Annotated in this window: 18 protein-coding genes; 13 read left to right on the top strand and 5 right to left on the bottom strand. The window is 65.0% G+C overall.

Annotation, left to right across the window (positions count from 1 at the left end; genetic code table 11):
• Positions 1-37 precede the first annotated feature (37 nt).
• A complete protein-coding gene (locus AC1VVM_RS14815; protein ID WP_482955325.1) occupies positions 38-1,144 on the bottom strand; it encodes a branched-chain amino acid aminotransferase in 1,107 nt (368 codons plus the stop codon).
• A gap of 774 nt (positions 1,145-1,918) precedes the next feature.
• On the bottom strand, positions 1,919-2,458 hold the full coding sequence (locus tag AC1VVM_RS14810; protein WP_482955324.1) for a hypothetical protein: 540 nt from the start codon (positions 2,456-2,458) through the stop codon (positions 1,919-1,921).
• 48 nt (positions 2,459-2,506) lie between these two features.
• Between AC1VVM_RS14810 and AC1VVM_RS14805 the strand changes: the two genes are divergently transcribed.
• The 7 genes from AC1VVM_RS14805 (at position 2,507) to AC1VVM_RS14775 (ending at position 7,914) form a co-directional block, all read left to right on the top strand.
• Entirely contained in the window at positions 2,507-3,298 is a 792-nt protein-coding gene (locus AC1VVM_RS14805; RefSeq protein ID WP_243652794.1) for a TlyA family RNA methyltransferase, read from the top strand.
• Between the two features lie 126 nt (positions 3,299-3,424).
• Entirely contained in the window at positions 3,425-3,979 is a 555-nt protein-coding gene (locus AC1VVM_RS14800; RefSeq protein ID WP_132391887.1) for a TspO/MBR family protein, read from the top strand.
• Between the two features lie 46 nt (positions 3,980-4,025).
• Positions 4,026-4,274 carry an accessory factor UbiK family protein gene (locus AC1VVM_RS14795; RefSeq protein ID WP_132391885.1) on the top strand — a complete coding sequence of 83 codons (249 nt, stop codon included), beginning with the start codon at positions 4,026-4,028 and terminating at the stop codon, positions 4,272-4,274.
• Positions 4,275-4,354: 80 nt separating this feature from the next.
• The gene (recO, locus tag AC1VVM_RS14790; RefSeq protein ID WP_482955323.1) at positions 4,355-4,960 is read left to right on the top strand and encodes a DNA repair protein RecO; all 606 of its coding nucleotides are present in this window, start codon (positions 4,355-4,357) and stop codon (positions 4,958-4,960) included.
• A 20-nt stretch (positions 4,961-4,980) separates the two neighbouring features.
• Entirely contained in the window at positions 4,981-6,024 is a 1,044-nt protein-coding gene (leuB, locus tag AC1VVM_RS14785; RefSeq protein ID WP_132391881.1) for a 3-isopropylmalate dehydrogenase, read from the top strand.
• A gap of 44 nt (positions 6,025-6,068) precedes the next feature.
• Entirely contained in the window at positions 6,069-7,253 is a 1,185-nt protein-coding gene (locus AC1VVM_RS14780; protein WP_482904520.1) for a glycosyltransferase, read from the top strand.
• A 175-nt stretch (positions 7,254-7,428) separates the two neighbouring features.
• Positions 7,429-7,914: a hypothetical protein gene (locus AC1VVM_RS14775; protein WP_482955322.1), complete on the top strand. Its 486-nt coding sequence runs from the start codon at positions 7,429-7,431 to the stop codon at positions 7,912-7,914.
• A 54-nt stretch (positions 7,915-7,968) separates the two neighbouring features.
• Here the strand turns inward: AC1VVM_RS14775 and AC1VVM_RS14770 are convergent, their stop codons facing one another.
• Entirely contained in the window at positions 7,969-9,336 is a 1,368-nt protein-coding gene (locus tag AC1VVM_RS14770) for a phospholipid carrier-dependent glycosyltransferase (RefSeq protein WP_482955321.1), read from the bottom strand.
• A 27-nt stretch (positions 9,337-9,363) separates the two neighbouring features.
• Here AC1VVM_RS14770 and AC1VVM_RS14765 point away from each other — a divergent pair, with 27 nt between their 5' ends.
• From AC1VVM_RS14765 to AC1VVM_RS14745, 5 genes are all read left to right on the top strand, one after another.
• The gene (locus tag AC1VVM_RS14765) at positions 9,364-10,572 is read left to right on the top strand and encodes a trans-sulfuration enzyme family protein (protein ID WP_482955320.1); all 1,209 of its coding nucleotides are present in this window, start codon (positions 9,364-9,366) and stop codon (positions 10,570-10,572) included.
• 71 nt (positions 10,573-10,643) lie between these two features.
• A complete protein-coding gene (locus tag AC1VVM_RS14760) occupies positions 10,644-11,930 on the top strand; it encodes a PAS domain S-box protein (protein WP_482955319.1) in 1,287 nt (428 codons plus the stop codon).
• 90 nt (positions 11,931-12,020) lie between these two features.
• Entirely contained in the window at positions 12,021-12,419 is a 399-nt protein-coding gene (gene apaG, locus AC1VVM_RS14755) for a Co2+/Mg2+ efflux protein ApaG (RefSeq protein WP_132391871.1), read from the top strand.
• Positions 12,420-12,483: 64 nt separating this feature from the next.
• On the top strand, positions 12,484-13,281 hold the full coding sequence (locus AC1VVM_RS14750) for a LysR family transcriptional regulator (RefSeq protein WP_482904517.1): 798 nt from the start codon (positions 12,484-12,486) through the stop codon (positions 13,279-13,281).
• Positions 13,282-13,364: 83 nt separating this feature from the next.
• Entirely contained in the window at positions 13,365-14,126 is a 762-nt protein-coding gene (locus AC1VVM_RS14745) for a carbonic anhydrase (protein WP_482955318.1), read from the top strand.
• 51 nt (positions 14,127-14,177) lie between these two features.
• Here AC1VVM_RS14745 and AC1VVM_RS14740 read toward each other — a convergent pair whose 3' ends face one another.
• Together AC1VVM_RS14740 and htpX are read right to left on the bottom strand one after the other, a co-directional pair.
• On the bottom strand, positions 14,178-15,593 hold the full coding sequence (locus tag AC1VVM_RS14740) for an aromatic ring-hydroxylating oxygenase subunit alpha (protein ID WP_482955317.1): 1,416 nt from the start codon (positions 15,591-15,593) through the stop codon (positions 14,178-14,180).
• A 140-nt stretch (positions 15,594-15,733) separates the two neighbouring features.
• Positions 15,734-16,630, bottom strand: coding sequence for a zinc metalloprotease HtpX (htpX, locus tag AC1VVM_RS14735; RefSeq protein WP_482904514.1), 897 nt, complete (start codon positions 16,628-16,630; stop codon positions 15,734-15,736).
• A gap of 195 nt (positions 16,631-16,825) precedes the next feature.
• On the opposite strand from htpX, the gene AC1VVM_RS14730 reads away from it, so the two are divergent.
• Complete coding sequence (locus tag AC1VVM_RS14730) at positions 16,826-17,806, top strand: NAD(P)H-dependent flavin oxidoreductase (protein WP_132391863.1); 981 nt, start codon at positions 16,826-16,828, stop codon at positions 17,804-17,806.
• Positions 17,807-17,832 lie beyond the last annotated feature (26 nt).

Genomic DNA, 17,832 nt, shown 5'->3' with positions numbered 1-17,832 from the left:
GGAAACAGGCAGGGGCGTTACCCCTGCCTGCATGCGTTTACTTGCAGTCGATCTTGCGGATCCAGCCGTGGGTATCCGCCGCTTCGCCGCGCTGGATTGAAACCAGGCGGTTCTTGAGCTTGGAGGTCACCTGACCGGGGCCGCCCGAGCCGATGATGAAATCGCCATCGCGGCCGGAAACCTTGCCGACCGGCGTCACGACCGCCGCAGTGCCGCAGGCGAAGGTTTCGATCAGCTTGCCGGAGGCAGCGTCGGCGCGCCATTCTTCGAGGCTGTAACGGCCTTCCTCGACCTTGAGGCCTTCCTCGCGTGCCAGTTGCAGCAGGCTGTCGCGGGTAATGCCGGGCAGGATCGTGCCGGTGAGGGCGGGGGTGAGCAGGGTGCTATCCTCGAACACGAAGTAGAGGTTCATGCCGCCCAGTTCCTCGATCCACTTGTGCTCGGCAGCATCGAGGAAGACGACCTGGTCATGGCCGCGCGCGATGGCTTCGGCCTGCGGCACGAGGCTGGCGGCGTAGTTGCCGCCGCACTTGGCCGCACCGGTGCCGCCGGGGGCAGCGCGGGTATAGTCCGAAACCCAGATCGAGACCGCCGGGGCGCCCGACTTGAAATAATTGCCCGCCGGGCTGGCGATGACGATGAACTTGTACTGCTTGGCCGGGCGCACGCCGAGGAACGCCTCGGTGGCGATCATGAAGGGGCGCAGATAGAGCGAGGCGCCTTCGGCACCCGGGATCCATGCGCTGTCTGCCTGGACGAGCCGCTCGATCGCCTCGATGAACAGCTCTTCGGGCACTTCGGGCATCGCGAGGCGCTGGGCCGAGGTGTTGAAGCGCGCGGCATTGGCGGCGGGGCGGAACAGCGCAACGGCGCCGTCGGCCTGCTTGTACGCCTTGAGGCCTTCGAAGATCTCCTGCGCGTAGTGCAGCACGGCCGCCGCCGGATCGAGCGCGAGCGGCTGGCGGGGGCCTACCACTGCGTCATGCCAGCCCTTGCCCTCGGTCCACTCTACAGTGACCATATGGTCCGAGAAGTGCATGCCGAAACCGGGGTTCGCAAGGATCGCCTCGCGCGTTTCGGCGCTGGTCGGCGCGGGGTGGGGCAGAGTGCTGAAAGTCAGGCCGGCATCGGCGAGCGTCGCCATCGAACGAAATCCTCTAGACTGCGATTGCCTGCGCTCTCTGAACGAAAATTACGCGCAGCGCAACCATATAGTAATTTTGATACGCGGTGTTGTTGCTTTAGCGCGAATTGAGGGCGGAAAGCCGGTAGACTCGCGCAGGAAGCCAGAGCGTGAATGCTCCTAGCGCCTGCTCGCGCGAAAGGGCCAGTGCGAAATGCGCCGGGCGGCTTGCTTCGGGTGATGTTGAGGAGTGCGGCGCGTTCTGGGGCTCAGCGATGTGCAAAGCCGGGAATGCGCCCAAATGAGAAGGGCCGCCCCGGAAATCCGGTGCGGCCCTTCGCATGGTCAGCGGCCGGGAAGTGCCGCCAGCGAAAGCCTTTATCGCTAATTCAACTCAGCGATAATGCCTCGCGACGGAAATTGCCGACCTCTCTGCTGAACCATGAGACATCGGATCACCTCCTTTCGCGCTGTTGAGCCAAAGTACGCCGTGTTACCGGCTGGGGCTTCGGTCCATCCCGGGCGCGTTTCCCAGGGTCCCTCGGCCCTGTTCAAATGTGTGTCTGATTCCGCAGCGCACAACAAGACTTGTATTCGTTTTTTTTGGGATCATTATCGGTGCTTCGGGCTAGTTTTCCCCAGCCTTCGATCCGCTCCGGAACGCGATTGTTGGGGCGCTGGATTGCGGCCTGAAAGCACCCGATTTTAGCTCCGGACAGGCTCTTCAGGCGCCCTGAAAGGCGCCTCGCGAGTCCCGTTCAAAAGTGCACGTTTAGAGAGCGTTCAGCGCCAATCTCAGCGGCAGTCTTCGACCACGCGGGAGACTTCGGTCCAGCTCGGTATATAGAGCGTGGCAGTGCCCGCCGTTTCGATGGCGAAGCGGCCCTTGCTGAAGGCCATGGCATCCAGCAGCGCATCACGCGCCGGCACGTCCACTGCCAGGCCCCCGGCCACGGGCGAGGCGGTTAGGGCGCGCGCAACATCGGATGTGCGCACGGTGAGGGAACCGGGCGCGGATGCAGCATTCCCTGCGCGGATCAGCGTGACCGTTCCCGCCGGCCTGTTGCAGCGCATCGTGAAGAGCCCACCCGCGAACGTGGCAGTGCCCGGCGCGGTCATGCTCCAGTCGCCCGGGGTCTGCGGAGCGTCGCGCCAGTCGGCGGGCGGCGGGGCGGGCCGTGTGACCGGAGCCGGCGCGGGGCGCGGCGCGGGCGCGGGTGGCTGGGGCGCGGACACGCAGGCCGCGAGCAGCGCCAGCGCGGTCAGCGGGGCGCTTGCGACAAGTTTGCGGGGGAACGACGAGACGGCTGCGAGCCGGCGCGGATTTGCCTTCATGCCCCCGGTATGGAATGAGGCGCGCTCCTTCTCAAGTGCACAAAGCCAATGACCGACCCGTCCGAGCCCCGACATATCGAAAACAAGCCCGCCGACAGCAAGCGCCCGGCAAAGGCGCGCGTCGACCAAATGCTGGTCGATCGCGGCCTTGCCGAAAGCCGCACGCGGGCGCAGGCGCTGGTGTTGGCGGGCCTTGTGTTTTCCGGTGAGACCAAGATCGCCAAGCCGGGGCAAAGCCTCAAGAGCGACGCGCCGCTGGAGGTGCGTGGGCGCGATCATCCCTGGGTCTCGCGCGGCGGGATCAAGCTGGCCCATGCCATCGAGCATTTCGATCTCGATCCCACGGGCGCCATCGCCATGGATGTCGGCAGTTCGACCGGCGGCTTTACCGACGTGCTGCTGACCAAGGGCGCGGAGCATGTCTTCGCGGTGGATTCTGGCACCAACCAGCTGGCGTGGAAGCTGCGGCAGGACCCCCGCGTGACCGTGCTGGAGCAGACGAGCGCGCGGATCCTGACGCCTGAGCAGATCGATCGTCCGTGCAATTGGGTGGTCTGCGACGCCAGCTTCATCTCGCTCGCCAAAGTGCTGGAAGTGCCGCTGCGCCTTGCTGCGCCGCAGTGCCGCGTGGTCGCGCTCATCAAGCCGCAGTTCGAAGTGGGTCGCAGCGAAGTGGGCAAGGGCGGCGTCGTGCGCGATCCCGTGCTGCATGAGCGGGTCTGCGGCGAAGTGCGGGATTGGCTGGAAAGCGATGGCTGGACGATTCAGGGCATCGTGGAAAGCCCGATCAAGGGCCCGGAAGGAAACGTCGAATTTCTGGTTTCCGCATCGCGCGGCTAAGCGCGGTGAGCACCGGATCGATGGATCGGCCGACTTTTGCGCTCCACGCGCATTGCGTGTTTGCCCGAGTCGTACCACAAACCGCCGCACTTGATGGTTTTTCCTGATTCGGGGGTTTGCCAGGAAATGAACCCAATTGCCTCACCGGCCCAGTTGCGTGCCAGCCTCTTGCGCTGGTCGCTGGTGCTCGTGCCGTTGATCGTGTTGCTGGGCTTTCTTTCGGGCAAGATCGCGGACAGCGGGCCGGGCAATGCCTGGTTCGACGCACTTGCCAAACCCGGGATCTATCCGCCGCCGATCACGTTCGCGATCGTCTGGACCGCGCTTTATGCCCTGATGGGGCTGGCGCTGGCGATGGTCTGCGCCGCGCGAGGCGCACGGGGGCGCGCGGCGGCGGTCGTGGCCTTCGTGGTCCAGTTCGCGCTCAATCTCGCCTGGAGCCCGATCTTCTTCGCGCTTCACCAGATGACCGTCGGGCTCGTCGTGCTGGGGCTGATGATCGTGGCGGTGATCGTGACGATGCTGTTCTTCGCCCGCGTGCGGCCGGTGGCGGCACTGCTGCTGGTGCCGTATCTCGCGTGGATCTGCTTCGCCAGTTACCTCAACTTCGCTTTCCTCCAGCTCAATCGCGACATGGACGGCGTTGAAGGCCCGCGCGCGGTGGAGCGTTTCGAAATCTGACGGACTGCCTCTTGCGCAGTTTGGCTCAAGCGACCAAATAGCCCCCATGCAAAGCGAAAACCCCTTCGTCGCCGATTTCGTCAAGATGATGAACAGCGCCGCCGGCACGCTCGCCGGCGTCGGCCGCGAAGCGCGCGACAATGCGCGCGAGCGCTTCCGGGAGTTCATGGGCGACATGGACTTCGTCAGCCGCGAGGAATTCGAGGCCGTGAAGGAACTGGCCGCCACCGCGCGTGGCGAGATCGAGGACCTCAAGGCCCGCATCGCCAAGCTCGAAGGCAAGTCGGGCGAGTGATCGCCCGCCGGGGGAGCGTCCTGTGAGGGTGCCCCCTTCCACCTTGTTTCGCGTTTCCTGAAGCTCCACAAGCCGCAGCCATGCAGTTGCGCGCTTCCGCTATCGTCTGTGCGACGCGGTCTCACGGTGAAACCGCCGTCATCGCCCGGCTGCTCACCGAAGAGGCCGGGATCGTTGCCGCCTATGTCGCCGGAGGGCGCGGGCGGCAGCTTCGCCCGCTGCTGATCCCCGGTAATGTGGTGGAAATCGACTTGCGGTCGCGCAGCGAGGACCAGCTTCCTTTCGCGCGCGTCGAACTGCTCGAATCTCGTGGGCCTTGGCTCAGCGAGCCGCTCCCGGCCGCCGCGATTTCGTGGGTTACCGCGCTCGCCGCAACTGCGCTTCCCGAGCGGCAGGCCTTTCCCGCGCTTTATCAGGCGCTCACCGCGCTGCTCGATGCGATCTGCGTCGCGCCGTCCGCGCGGGGCTGGGTCATGCCCTTGCTTTCGTTCGAAGTCCTGCTGCTGCGCGAGCTTGGCTATGGGGTTCCGGTCGGCCGCCCGAACGACGACGACTGGGGGGCGATGCTTGACGTTTTCGACCGCCTCGGGCCCGAGCTTGCGCGCTATCCGCTTGCCGAACGGCGCGGAGACGCTATGGGGGCGCGCGTCCTTCTGCGCGAGCGGCTGGGGCGAATTCACGGCTAAACGCCCAACGGAGAACGTACATGCGCATTGCGGTATTTGCAGGAGACGGGATCGGTCCCGAGGTCACCGAGCAGGCAGTGCGTGTTCTTAAGGCGCTTGAACTTCCCGGCCTCGAACTCGTCGAAGGCGATGTCGGCGGCGTTGCCTATCGCAAGCACGGCCACCCGCTGCCCGCAGAAACGCTGGAGATCGCGCGCTCGGCCGAGGCGATCCTGTTCGGCGCCGTGGGCGATTTCTCGTGCGATCACCTTGAGCGTCACTTGCGTCCCGAACAGGCTATTCTCGGCCTGCGCAAGGAACTGGGCCTCTTTGCCAATCTGCGCCCGGCGCGCGTGTTTCCGGGCCTGGAAGACCTGACCACGCTGCGCGAGGAAGTTGCGGCGAAGATCGACCTGCTGATCGTGCGCGAGCTGAACGGCGACGTGTACTTCGGCGAGAAGGGCATCCGCACGCTGGAAGACGGCCGCCGTCAGGGCTGGGACATGATGTCCTACGCCGAAGACGAAGTGCGCCGCATCGCCCATGCCGGTTTCCAGGCGGCGATGACCCGTTCGAAGAAGCTCTGCTCGGTGGACAAGGCCAACGTCCTCGAAACCTCGCAGCTCTGGCGCGATGTGGTGATCGAGGTTGCCAAGGAATATCCCGAAGTCGAACTCAGCCACATGTACGTCGACAATGCGGCGATGCAGCTGGTGAAGAACCCCGGCCAGTTCGACGTGATCGTTACCGGCAACCTGTTCGGTGACATCCTTTCCGACCAGGCCTCGATGTGCGTGGGCTCGATCGGCCTGCTCGCTTCGGCCAGTCTTGCCGAAGGCTCTTATGGCCTTTATGAGCCGATCCACGGTTCGGCGCCTGACATCGCCGGCAAGGGTCTTGCCAATCCGATGGCGACGATCCTTTCGGCGGCGATGCTGCTGCGCCACTCGCTCGGTCTCGAAGCCGAGGCCGTGCGGATCGAGGCGGCAGTGGCGAAGACGCTGGCCGACGGGATCAAGGGCGGCGACCTTGGCGGCTCGGCAGGCACCCGCGAGATCGGGGATGCCGTGCTTGCGCGGCTCTGATCGCGGATAAGGTTTCTTCAGGTTTACCAAGTAAAACAGGGCGCATGAACATCACCCGTTCCGATCTTGCCGAGGCCGTAGACGTCGCCGCAGCTCAGGCCTCCAAGCCGCTTGAGCTGGCCGTCGTCCTGCCGACGTACAATGAGCGCAAGAACATCGCGACGATGATCGACCGGCTCGACAAGGCGCTCAAGGGCGTCGTGTGGGAAGCGATCTTCGTCGACGACAACAGCCCCGATGGCACCTCGGACGAGGCGCGGAATCTGGCGCTGCGCGATCCGCGCGTGCGCTGCATCCAGCGCATCGGCCGCCGCGGCCTTGCCAGCGCCGCGATCGAGGGCATGTGCTCCACGGCGGCGCCGGTGGTTGCGGTGATGGATGCGGACCACCAGCACGATCCCGAACTGCTGCCGCAGATGCTGAAGGCCGTAAGCTCGGGCGAATACGACCTCGCCTATGCCTCGCGCTTCGCAGAAGGCGCCAGCACCGAGGCCTGGGGCCGTCCGGACCGCGTAAAGGCGTCGGGCTTTGCCAACAAGATTGCCAACAAGGTCACGGGCGTCGATCTCAGCGACCCCATGAGCGGCTTCTTCATGCTCCAGACCAAGATCCTGCGGGCTGACGCGCATCGGCTTTCGGGTGTGGGCTTCAAGATTCTGCTCGATATTCTCGCCACGGTCGATGCACCGTTGCGGGTCAAGGAATTTCCCCTGAACTTCGCCGCGCGCGCGGAAGGCGAAAGCAAGCTGGACAGGACGGTCGTGTTCGAATTCCTCGTTGGTCTTTACGACAAGTGGCTCGGCCGCTTCATCCCCACCCGCTTCGCGCTGTTCGGCACGGTCGGCGGCCTGGGCGCGGTTCTGCACATGAGCGTGCTGGCACTGGTGCTGCACCTGTTCGGCGCCGAATTCGCGATGAGCCACTATCCGAAGGAAACTGCCTTCATCGTCGGCCAGACGATCGCGGCCATCGTCGCGATGACGTTCAACTTCGTGCTCAACAACGAACTGACGTATGCGGACAAGCGCCTGCGCGGGTTCGGCCCGCTGGTGCGTGGCTGGGCGCAGTTCGCGCTGACTTGCGCCTTCGGCATGGTCGCCAACATCGGCGCGTCCACGGCGCTGGTGCGCATCGGCTTCCATGACTATGCGGCGGCGATCATCGGCATCGTGCTGGCTTCGGTCTGGAACTTCGCGCTGTCGTCGAAGTTCGTCTGGGGCAAGTACTGACGATCGACTCGGCCGCTATCGTTACAGTCATCACCATGAACGCGCGCCGCTGGTCGGCGCGCGTTTGTCGTTGTGGGTACTTGATCGACAATAAACTGGCGTTCGCCGGAAACGCTTTGATCGGTGCGAAGCTCTGGCGTCTCTCCCCGCCATAGAACCGGGTAGGGAGAATTTCATGATCTTTCACGTTTCCACCGACGCCCGCGATCCGCAGCGGGTTGCCGAAGTGCTGGCCGAACTGCTGGGCGGCGAGGCGACGCCGTTTCCGCCGGTTGCCGAGGGCAGCTGGGTTGCCCTCGCGGGCGATGAGCGCAACACGCTGGTCGAGGTCTATCCGCGCGGAACCCAGCTTATGGAAGCGCCGGGGAAGGGGGACTTTCTGGGCGTGCCGGGCGATGGCGGGCTCAGTGCCACGCATTTCGCGATGGCGACCAACCTCGGCCCGGCGCAAGTCTTCCTGATCGCCGCGCGCGAGGGTTGGCCTGCCAAGTACTGCAAGCGTGGCGGGGCCTTCGGCGTGATCGAGCTATGGATGGAGGGCGACCGTGTGGTCGAGGTGCTGACGCCCGAAATGCAGGCGGAATACCTTGCCGCCGTCACGCTGCCCAACTGGAAGGCGGCACTGGCGCAAGGCGCAGGCGCGCAACGGGCGTTGGCGTGAGCGAGGCGGGCGGATAAGGGCAGGAGGTCATATTCCAGCCCTGTCCGTGCCCGTTTATCGCCAGCTCGGCAGCCACATCCAGAAGTTGTAGGTCTCTTCGGTCGGCAGCGGCAGGGCCGAGATGATCGGAAAGAACAGCACGAACATCCCCAGCGTCACTGCCATCGACAGCGTGGCGAGGTGGCGCCAGCGATCCTTGCGCTGCCACAGCGCCTCCAGGGCAAAAGCCAGCGGTGCCATCAGGAAGGCGCCGGGCAGCAGGTAGTGGTAATAGAACTGCACCGGCTTGCCGTTCACCGCCCACATCATCAGCGTGGCCGCGTAGAGCATCAGGAAGACGCCGATGTCGCCCCGGCGGCGGAACAGCGCGGCCCACAGGCCCCAGAAGAACGCGACAAGCCCCGCCAGCATCGAGAATGGATTGCCAAGCATGACGATGCCGCGATGGGCGCCGTCGACGTTCTTGAACAGGTACCAGATCACCCGCCAGTCGACCGCCCACTGGTACCAGAAGCTGCGGTAGGGGTGCGGCTTCTTCACGCTGTCCTGCAAACGGACCATCAACTCGTGCTGGCCGATGAAATCGAACGGCGAAAGCGTCAGGCGCGAATAGAACATCGCCGGGGTATAGGTCGCCCAATAGACCGCGATCGGCAGCAGGCCCAGCCAGAAGGCCGCCTCAACCAGCGAGACACCGGGGATCGGCCCGGCATTGCGCTTGCCGATGAACTTCCAGCCGGTTTCCTTCATGCGCAGCACAAGGAAGCACAGGCCCGGCATGATCAGCGCTGGTGCGCTGCTCCACTTGGCGCCCAGCGACAGTCCCAGCGCAATACCGGCGGCGGCAAGGCGTCCGCGCGCGGCGCCGGTGCTTCTGGTGTTCAGCGCGGCGGCGAATTGCCACAGGCCGATCATGCAGAGCGCGGCTTCCACCATATCGAGCATGGCGATGCGGCTCTGCACGAACCACATGAAGTTGGTCGCCAGCAGAACGATCGCCGCGATCGTCGCCACGCGCCGGTGCGAGGCATGCCAGACCAGCCGGCCGAATGCGAAGAGGCCCGCCGTGCCGAACAGCACCGGCCCCAATCGCCATCCCAGCGGTCGATCGCCGATGAAGTGGATGGAGGCGGCAATCACTTCCTTGGCGAACAGCGGATGCTCGCGATTCGTCGGAATCAGGCTGAGCATTTTCAGCGCAGCCGGGACGTAGTGAACCTCGTCGAAGTAATAGATGCTGGGCGTCGTGATCCGCCATAGCGCGAGAGCCAGGAAAAGCCCGGTTACGGCAAGGCACCAGCCGAGCGGGTCACGATTGTTGCGGGAAGCGGTCGGCATCGGAGGCGCGGAATAAGGGGGAAGCGTGTGGACTGCAAGCGCGCCATTTGCGCCGGGCGGACGGGCGCGGGCGCTTGCATCCATCCGCGCGCGATCCTAGAGGCTTGGGCCATGAAACGCACGACCGGACAGGACCGCACCAAGACCCGCAACTGGCGCCCCGCCACCCGCGCGATCCGCGGGGGAACCTGGCGCTCGGAAATGGGTGAGACCAGCGAAGCGCTGTTCCTCACCTCGGGCTATTCCTACGACGATGCCGCCACCGTTGCCGCCCGCTTCATGGGCGAGGACGACGGCATGACCTATTCGCGCCTCCAGAACCCGACGGTGCAGATGCTCGAAGAGCGCATCGCCCTGCTCGAAGGTGCCGAGGCGTGCCGCACGCAGGCATCGGGCATGGCGGCGATGACCGCCGCGCTGCTGTGCCAGCTTTCGGCGGGTGACCACATGGTTTCCGCCCGCGCCGCTTTCGGTTCGTGCCGCTGGCTGGGCGACAGCCTGCTGCCGCGCTTCGGCGTGGACGTGACGGTGGTGGACGCCACCGATCTTTCCGCGTGGGAAGCGGCGATCCGCCCCAACACCAAGGTGTTCTTCTTCGAAACCCCGGCGAACCCGACGATGGACGTCGCCGACCTTGCCGCCATTGCCGAAATCGCCAAGGCGCACGGCATCACCACCGTGGTCGACAATGCCTTCTGCAGCCCGGCGCTCCAGCGCCCGCTCGAATTCGGCATCGACGTGGTCGCCTATTCGGCCACCAAGCTGATGGACGGGCAGGGCCGCGTTCTGGCCGGTGCCGTCTGCGGTAGCGAGGAATTCATCAACGACAAGCTGCTGCCGTTCCAGCGCAACACCGGCCCGAACCTTTCGCCGTTCAACGCCTGGGTGGTGCTGAAGGGGCTTGAGACGCTGGACCTGCGTGCCAAGAAGCAGAGCGAGAATGCGCTCAAGGTCGGACAGTTCGTCGCCGGCCGCGTGCCGAAGATCCTGCACCCCTGGCTGGAGAGCCACCCGGCGCAGGCGCTGGCGATGAAGCAGATGGACGCCTGCGGCCCGATCTTCTCGTTCGTCCTCGATGGCGGCCGCGCGCAGGCGCACGCGCTGCTGGACGCGCTGGAACTGATCGATATTTCGAACAACATCGGCGACTCGCGTTCGCTGATGTGCCATCCTGCCTCGACGACGCACCACAACATGGGGCCGGAGGCACGCGAGGCCATGGGCATTTCGGAAGGCATGCTGCGCATCAACATCGGTCTGGAAGATCCGGATGACCTGATCGCGGATCTCGATCAGGCGCTGGCCAAGGCGGGTCTCTGAACCCGCCCGGGCTCGGGACCGACGCCGGGGCACTCCTCGCGGCGATCGTCGAATCAAGTGACGATGCCATTGTGGGCAAGTCGCTAGACGGGACGATCCTGAGCTGGAACCAGGCTGCCGAGCGCATTTTCGGCTGGAGTTCGGCCGAGATCGTCGGGATGAACGTGCGCACGCTGATCCCCGAGGACCGGCAGGCCGAGGAAGATGCGATCATCGCCAGCATCACGCGGGGCGAGCGCGTGCCCACGTTCGAAACCGTGCGGAAGCGGAAGGACGGCAGCGCCATCGATGTTGCCGTCACCGTTTCGCCGGTGCTCGACAGTGAAGGGCGGGTGGTCGCCGCCAGCAAGATCGCGCGCGACATCAGCCTCAAGAAGGAAACGCAGCGCCGGCTGGAAGAGAGCGAGGCGCGGCTGAGCCTGCTGGCGGACAACATGTCGCAACTCGCGTGGATCGCCGGGCGCGACGGTCGGGTCGTCTGGCGCAACAAACGCTGGTTCGATTATACCGGGACCACGCCCGAGGAGATGGAGGCCAGCGGCCGCCAGACGGTGCAGCATCCCGACTACAGCGAGGCGGTCAATGCCCGGTTCCGCGATCATCTCGCCTCGGGCGAAGACTGGGAGGATACTTTCCCGCTGCGCAGCGCGAACGGCGAATGGCGCTGGTTCCTCTCGCGCGCGACGCCGATCCGCGACGAAGCGCGGAGCATCCTCTATTGGTTCGGCACCAATACCGACGTGACCGAGATGCGCGATGCGGAGCAGCGCATCGAACTGCTGTTGCAGGAGGTCAATCATCGCAGCAAGAACATGCTGTCGATCATCCAGTCGCTCGCGCGCCGGACGGACAAGAACCGGCCGGACTTCATCGAACGGCTGGAGCAGCGCATTCGCAGCCTTGCCGCCAGTCAGGACTTGCTGGTGCGCCGCGCGTGGTCGAGCATTCCGGTGCGCGAGATGATCGATACCCAGTTGCAGACGCTGGTGGATTCGCACGTGCAAGTGCGCCTGGATGGCCCGGAAGTCCTGCTCTCCCCCGGCGCGGCAGAGGCGCTGGCCATGGCTATCCACGAGATGGGCACCAATGCGCTCAAGTACGGCGCGCTTTCGGTGCCGGATGGCCGGGTCGCGATCGAATGGTCGGTCGAACCGGCGCCGGATGGCGAAGCGCCCGGTTTCCGCATCGCCTGGCGCGAGCAGGGCGGCCCGCCGGTGTCGGCCCCGACACGCCCGGGATTCGGCACGCGGATCATCGTCGACGTGCCGCGCGTGAAGCTCAATGCGCAAGTGGAGACCGCTTACGATCCTTCCGGCTTTGCGTGGTACCTCGCATGCCCCGTCTCGGCGATTCTGTGATCCACTGATAATTTTCCAGCGATTTGCGGGAGCAAGGCATTGGGTCTAAGAGTTGTCCATAAGTCGTTAGCCGGTTAGGTTGGCTGCATCATGAAGCAACTCTTCCAGCATACCGCCATCACCGAGGGTGTGACTGTCCGCGTCGCGGTGAACTTTCTGCCCGAACAGTCCCGCATCGAAGCGGGCAAGTGGTTCTGGGTCTACCACATCCGCATCGAGAACGATTCGGACGATTCGCTTCAGCTTCTCACGCGCCACTGGCGGATTACCGACGCCAATGGAGATGTGAATCTGGTCGAAGGCGAAGGCGTGGTGGGTGAGCAGCCGCTGATCCGGCCCGGTCGCAGCCATGACTATGTCTCGGGATGTCCGCTGACGACGCCGCAGGGCTCGATGGAAGGCTACTATACCTTCGTGCGCAGCGACGGCACCGAGCTGGAGGCCCAGATTCCGTTCTTCCCGCTCGCCGCGCCCGCGAAGGTCGGCTGAACCTCGACTTCGCCCCATCTACTTCCCCGTTGCCGCAGCAACGCCAAGCGCTTAGGGAAGCGCCATGAAGCGCACGCACCTGCCTCTCAATGCCTTGCGCGTCTTTGATGCCGCGGCCCGCCACCTCTCCTTCACCCGCGCGGCAGACGAACTGGCGGTGACGCCGGCAGCAGTCGGCCAGCAGATCCGCGCGCTGGAGGACTTGCTTGGGGTCGTGCTGTTCCGCCGCACCAGCAAGGGCCTTGAACTGACCGATGAGGCGGGCGCCGGTCTCGCCGCGCTGCGCACCGGATTCCTGCATTTCGAGGACGCGGTGCAGGCCATGCAGGCCAGCCAGTCCAGCCATGTCTACACCATCGCCGCGCCGCGCGAGTTCTTCGCCGCCTGGCTGGCGCCGCGCCTTGCCGCGTTCCGGGCCGCGAATCCGGAAGTGCGCTATGTGCTCGTCGATGGCGAACTGACCGATTTTACCGAGGCCAATCTCGATCTGGCGGTGCGCTGGAGCGAGGGGCCGGGCGACCTTGAAGGCATCACGCTCGGCGCGCCCGAATGGGTCGAACTGGGCGAGGGCGACTGGATGGGCTGGCCGGGCGATCCCACGCCCGAGGGCCACGAAGGCGCCGATGAGGAAGAGGCCAAGCCGGCCATCCTGCTGGCCGATGCGGGGCAGGCGGTTGCCGCCGCGACATCCGGCCTTGGCCGCGTGCGCGTGCCGGCACTGCTGACTGAGGGACTTCCTGCCGGCACCAGTGTCAAAGTCGGCGCTGCCACATCCTGCCGCCGCGCTTACTGGCTGGTGGCTCCGCTTCCGCAGTGGCGCCAGAAGAAGGTCAAGGCGCTGGTCGCCGCGCTGACCGCCTGACGCGCCCTTTCGCAAGGGTTATGGCGAGACACAGGGGCGCGTGATAGCCTCCGGCGTGCACCACGCTGGAGACGGCCATGTCCTTGAGCGAAGTCCCCCCGGAAAATCAGGATTCCTGCTGCCGCACTTCGCGGCGTGACATCATCGGCGCCGTGGCCGCGCTGGCTGCGGCGCCGGCAATCGGCTTGGTTGCTGGGCCTGTCCGGGCGGCGGAGGCACCCTCCGGCGCCGCGCCAACTGAGACGATTACGCCTGATCAGGCGCTCAAGGAGATCATGGACGGCAATGCCCGCTTCATCGCGGGCGCGCCCAACGCGCATACCAAGGACCTTGCGATCATCAAGGCGCGGGCGGCGGAGGGGCAGTGGCCGATCGTGGGCGTGCTGTCTTGCGCGGATTCGCGGGTGCCGGTGGAAATGGTTTTCGATGAGCCCATCGGCCGCCTGTTCGTGACGCGCGTGGCGGGCAACATCACCACGCCGGAAATCATCGCCAGCCTCGAATACGGCGTCGCGGTGCTGGGCATAAAGGCCGTGGTGGTGATGGGCCATTCGAACTGCGGGGCGATCAAGGCGGCGATGGAGAACCCCGAGGTTCCGGGGCAGATCAGCGCGCTGTTCCCGGCGATCCTGCCCGCCGTCTACATGAGCGGCAGCGATGATCCGATGGTCGTCACTCGCCAGAATGCCGTGATCCATGCAGCGACGCTGATTAATTCGTCGCCCGTGGTCGAGGCTAAAGTGAAGGCAGGCGAACTCAAGGTCGTGCCGGCCGTCTACGACGTTGCGACCGGAAAAGTGGAAATGCTGCCGATCCCGCCGGCCATGCGGACCAAGTCGAAGTAGGCGCGGCAGATAGGCTGGGGCTCGGCATCAACCGAGCCCCAGCTCGCATCGTCAGATGCCGAGGTCCTCGATCGGACCGTCGAAGTTGCCGCCGAGCTTGTGGATCGCCGTGGCGAGCTTTTCCTGCGGCACACCCTTGAGGTAGCCGTCGATGATCCGCTGATAGTTGCTGATCATGCCTTCCACCTCATGCGAGAGGCGCATGAACTCGAACCCGCTGGCGTGCAGGCCCTTCTGCTGGATCGGGATGTTCGAATAGTCCTGCCGCGGAATCGGTGGGAAATCCGGGCTGTTGTAGGGCAGCACCACCGGCTCCATCACCGTTTCGAAGTCGGTGTCTTCGGGCATGTAGGTCAGCGACCAGATCTCGAAGAAGCAGCTTTCCGGACCCGTCGGACGGATGCGGTAGGCCGACATCGAGGTGAAGTAGGGCAGCAGGAAGTAGTGCGGGAAGAGGAACTCCACCGCCTTCACCGGATGCGTCTGAGACACTGCGCAAAGGTCCGGAACCGGCTCGCCACGCGCCTGCAACTGGGCCGAGATCTGGTGCATGACGATGCCCAGCCAGTGGAACATCGCCATGTTCTGGTCTTCGGGCAGCCCTTCCTCGACACCGATCAGGCCGCGCGCGATTTCCACTTCCTTCTCGTGGACCATGCCCGCCATGCCCTCGCTCAGGAGCGCCATGGATTTGACCTGCAGCTCCTGATTCTCGCGATAGGAGAGGTGCGGTTCGGCCATGATCGGTACCGGACCGCGCGGGCTGCGGTACATCGAATCGTACATCATCGGCGCGGCGTGTTGCAGCTGCGGGTGCGTCTGCATCACGTGGTAGCCTTCCATGAAGGCCTCCATCGCGACCTTCCAGTTGGCCGGGAGTTCGGCGCCGTAGCACCATTCCGCGCGCATCTTGTCGAGCCCGCGCGCTTCGAGATTGCCGGCAAGGGGGCCGATCGAATCGCGCACCGAAGGCGCGTCTTCGTCATGGTTGATCCACACGCAGCCGATGAAGGTCTCGGCGCGGCAGGGGATCAGGTTGATGTCGTCTTCCTGAAGCTGACGCTCGGAGAAGAGGTGCTTGCCGTAGACCTGGGTGGATTCGCCATCCATGTTCCAGCGCCAGCCGTGGAACGGGCAGACGAAGCCGGACTTCGCGCAGTTGCCGTGCGAATGGCCGGTGCCCCCCGCAAACGGCACGCCGCGATGGCGGCAGGCATTGTGGAAAGCCTTGATGCCGCTGGCCGTGCGCACGATGATGACGGACTTGCCGACATTCTCGTACTCGATCCAGTCGCCCACTTCGGGGATCTGCTCTTCACGGCAGGCCATCTGCCAGACGTGCGGCCACAAGTGGTCCAGCTCTGCCTGATAGAAATCGGCATCGTAGTAGCGCTTGACCGGGATCCGTTCCGGATCTTCGATCGGGTAGGGGACGGCTCTCAGGCCGCCGTCTGTAGATTTCAGCACTCCGACACCTCTCGGATTGTTCTTCATTCGTGTTGAACGAATGTACAACCCTGTGCGAGGCAGGCAATGGCCGGACGCGCAAGGCGCATCGCAGACGCGCTAAGTGGCGCATGAAGGCATGCGCCAGGCGTCCTTGGCACTCACTTGCGCAGCGGATCGAGCGCCGAAGCTCTCCTGACCGGGGCTGCGGGCCTGCCCGGCGACGTGCCGTCCATCGCCATCAGAGCGGCAATGCGCTTTTCGGTCGCCGGGTGGGTCGAGAACAAGTCGGAAACGCCGGTGGGCACGATATAGAGCTGCGCGGCGGCCGGATTGCGCTCCGAGGCGAAGCTGGGAATCGCTTGCGCCGGGCCCGCGATCTTGGCGAGCGCCGAGGCCAGCGCGCGCGGGTTGCCGCTGATTTCCGCGCTGGCGCGGTCGGCGCTGAACTCGCGGGTGCGGCTGATCGCCATCTGCACGATCATCGCCGCGAAAGGCGCCATGACCATCGCGGCGATGGCGATCAGCGGATTGGGCCGGTTTTCACTATTGCCGCCGAGATGGCCGCCGAAGAACATGCCGAAGTTGGCGATCATCGAGATCGCGCCGGCAATCGTTGCCACCATGGTCATGGTCAGCGTGTCGCGATTCTTCACGTGGCCCAGTTCGTGCGCCATCACTGCCGCCACTTCGTCGCGGGTCAGCATGTTCAGCAGGCCCGTCGTGGCGGCCACGGCGGCGTGATCGGGATTGCGGCCGGTGGCGAAGGCGTTCGGATTGGCGCTGTCGATCAGATAGACGCGCGGCATCGGCAGTTGCGCCCGGCGCGCGAGGTCGGCGACGATGCCGTAGAACTCGGGCGCGGAGCGGGCGTCCACCTCGCGCGCGTTGTGCATCTTGAGCACGATGGTGTCGGCGTTCCAGAAGGTGAACAGGTTCATGCCTGCCGCCGCGATCAGCGCGATCATCGCGCCGCCACCGCCGCCGAACACATAGCCGAGCCCCATCAACAGCGCCGTCAACGCCGCCAGCAGCATGGCCGTCTTGATACCGTTCACTTTCTTCGAACTCCTTGTGATTGCTGTCCCGAATCTAGATAGCGGGCGGCTGCTTTCAATATCCGGAACGGCCCGCTCCGGAGCGAGCCGCCCATCGCCTGCGCGAATTGCTCGATCCCGTGCGTGATCGGGTGTCCCCAAGCGCGCCAATCCCCCCTAGGACCGCCCCAAAGAGCTATTTGGGAGTTGAGTGGAATGGCGTTCAAGACACGCGTCACCGAGATGCTCGGTATCGAGCACCCGATCGTGCAGGGCGGCATGCAGGGCGTGGGACTGGCCGAACTGGCCAGCGCGGTGTCCAATGCAGGCGGTCTCGGCACGTTGACCGCGCTCACCCAACCGAGCCCGAAGGCGCTGCGCGAGGAAATCGAGCGCTGCCGGTCGATGACCGACAAGCCCTTCGCCGTGAACATCACCGTGTTCCCCACGCTGCTGCCGCCTGACTACAAGGCCTATGCCCAGGCGGCGATCGACGGCGGTGTGAAGATCATCGAGACGGCGGGCACCCAGCAAGTGCGCGAGATCTGGGAGATGGTGAAGCCGCACGGGATCACCGTGCTCCACAAGTGCACCGCCGTGCGTCATGCGCTTTCGGCCGAGAAGCACGGCTGCGACATCATCTCGATCGATGGCTTCGAATGCGCCGGTCATCCGGGAGAGGACGATATTCCCGGCCTGATCCTGATCCCCACGGCGGCGGACAAGGTGAAGATCCCGATGCTGGCGAGCGGCGGTTTCGGTGACGGTCGCGGCCTTGCCGCCGCGCTGGCGCTGGGGGCCGAGGGCATCAACATGGGCACGCGTTTCTGCGCCACGCAGGAAGCGCCGATCCATGACAATGTGAAGGCCAAGTACATCGAGAACGACGAGCGCGGCACCAACCTGATCTTCCGCAAGTTCAAGAACACCGCGCGCGTGGGCAAGAACGACGTGTCGGACGAAGTGGTCGAGATCTCGGCCCGCCCTGAAGCGACTTTCGACGACATCAAGCACCTTGTCGCAGGCGCCGTGGGCCGCGAACTGCTCCAGACCGGAGATCTCACCAAGGGGATCTTCTGGGCGGGCATGGTGCAGGGCCTGATCCACGACCTGCCGACCTGCAAGGAACTGATCGACAGGATCGTTGCCGATGCAGAGGAAATCGTCAAAGGCCGTCTCGGGAAGATGCTGGTCTAAAACAATACGGGCCTGAACGGAGCGCC

Source organism: Novosphingobium sp. BL-S-33, from assembly GCF_056857025.1.
The sequence above is the reverse complement of the archived record's forward strand: the minus strand, read 5'-3'. Positions and strand labels throughout refer to the sequence as shown.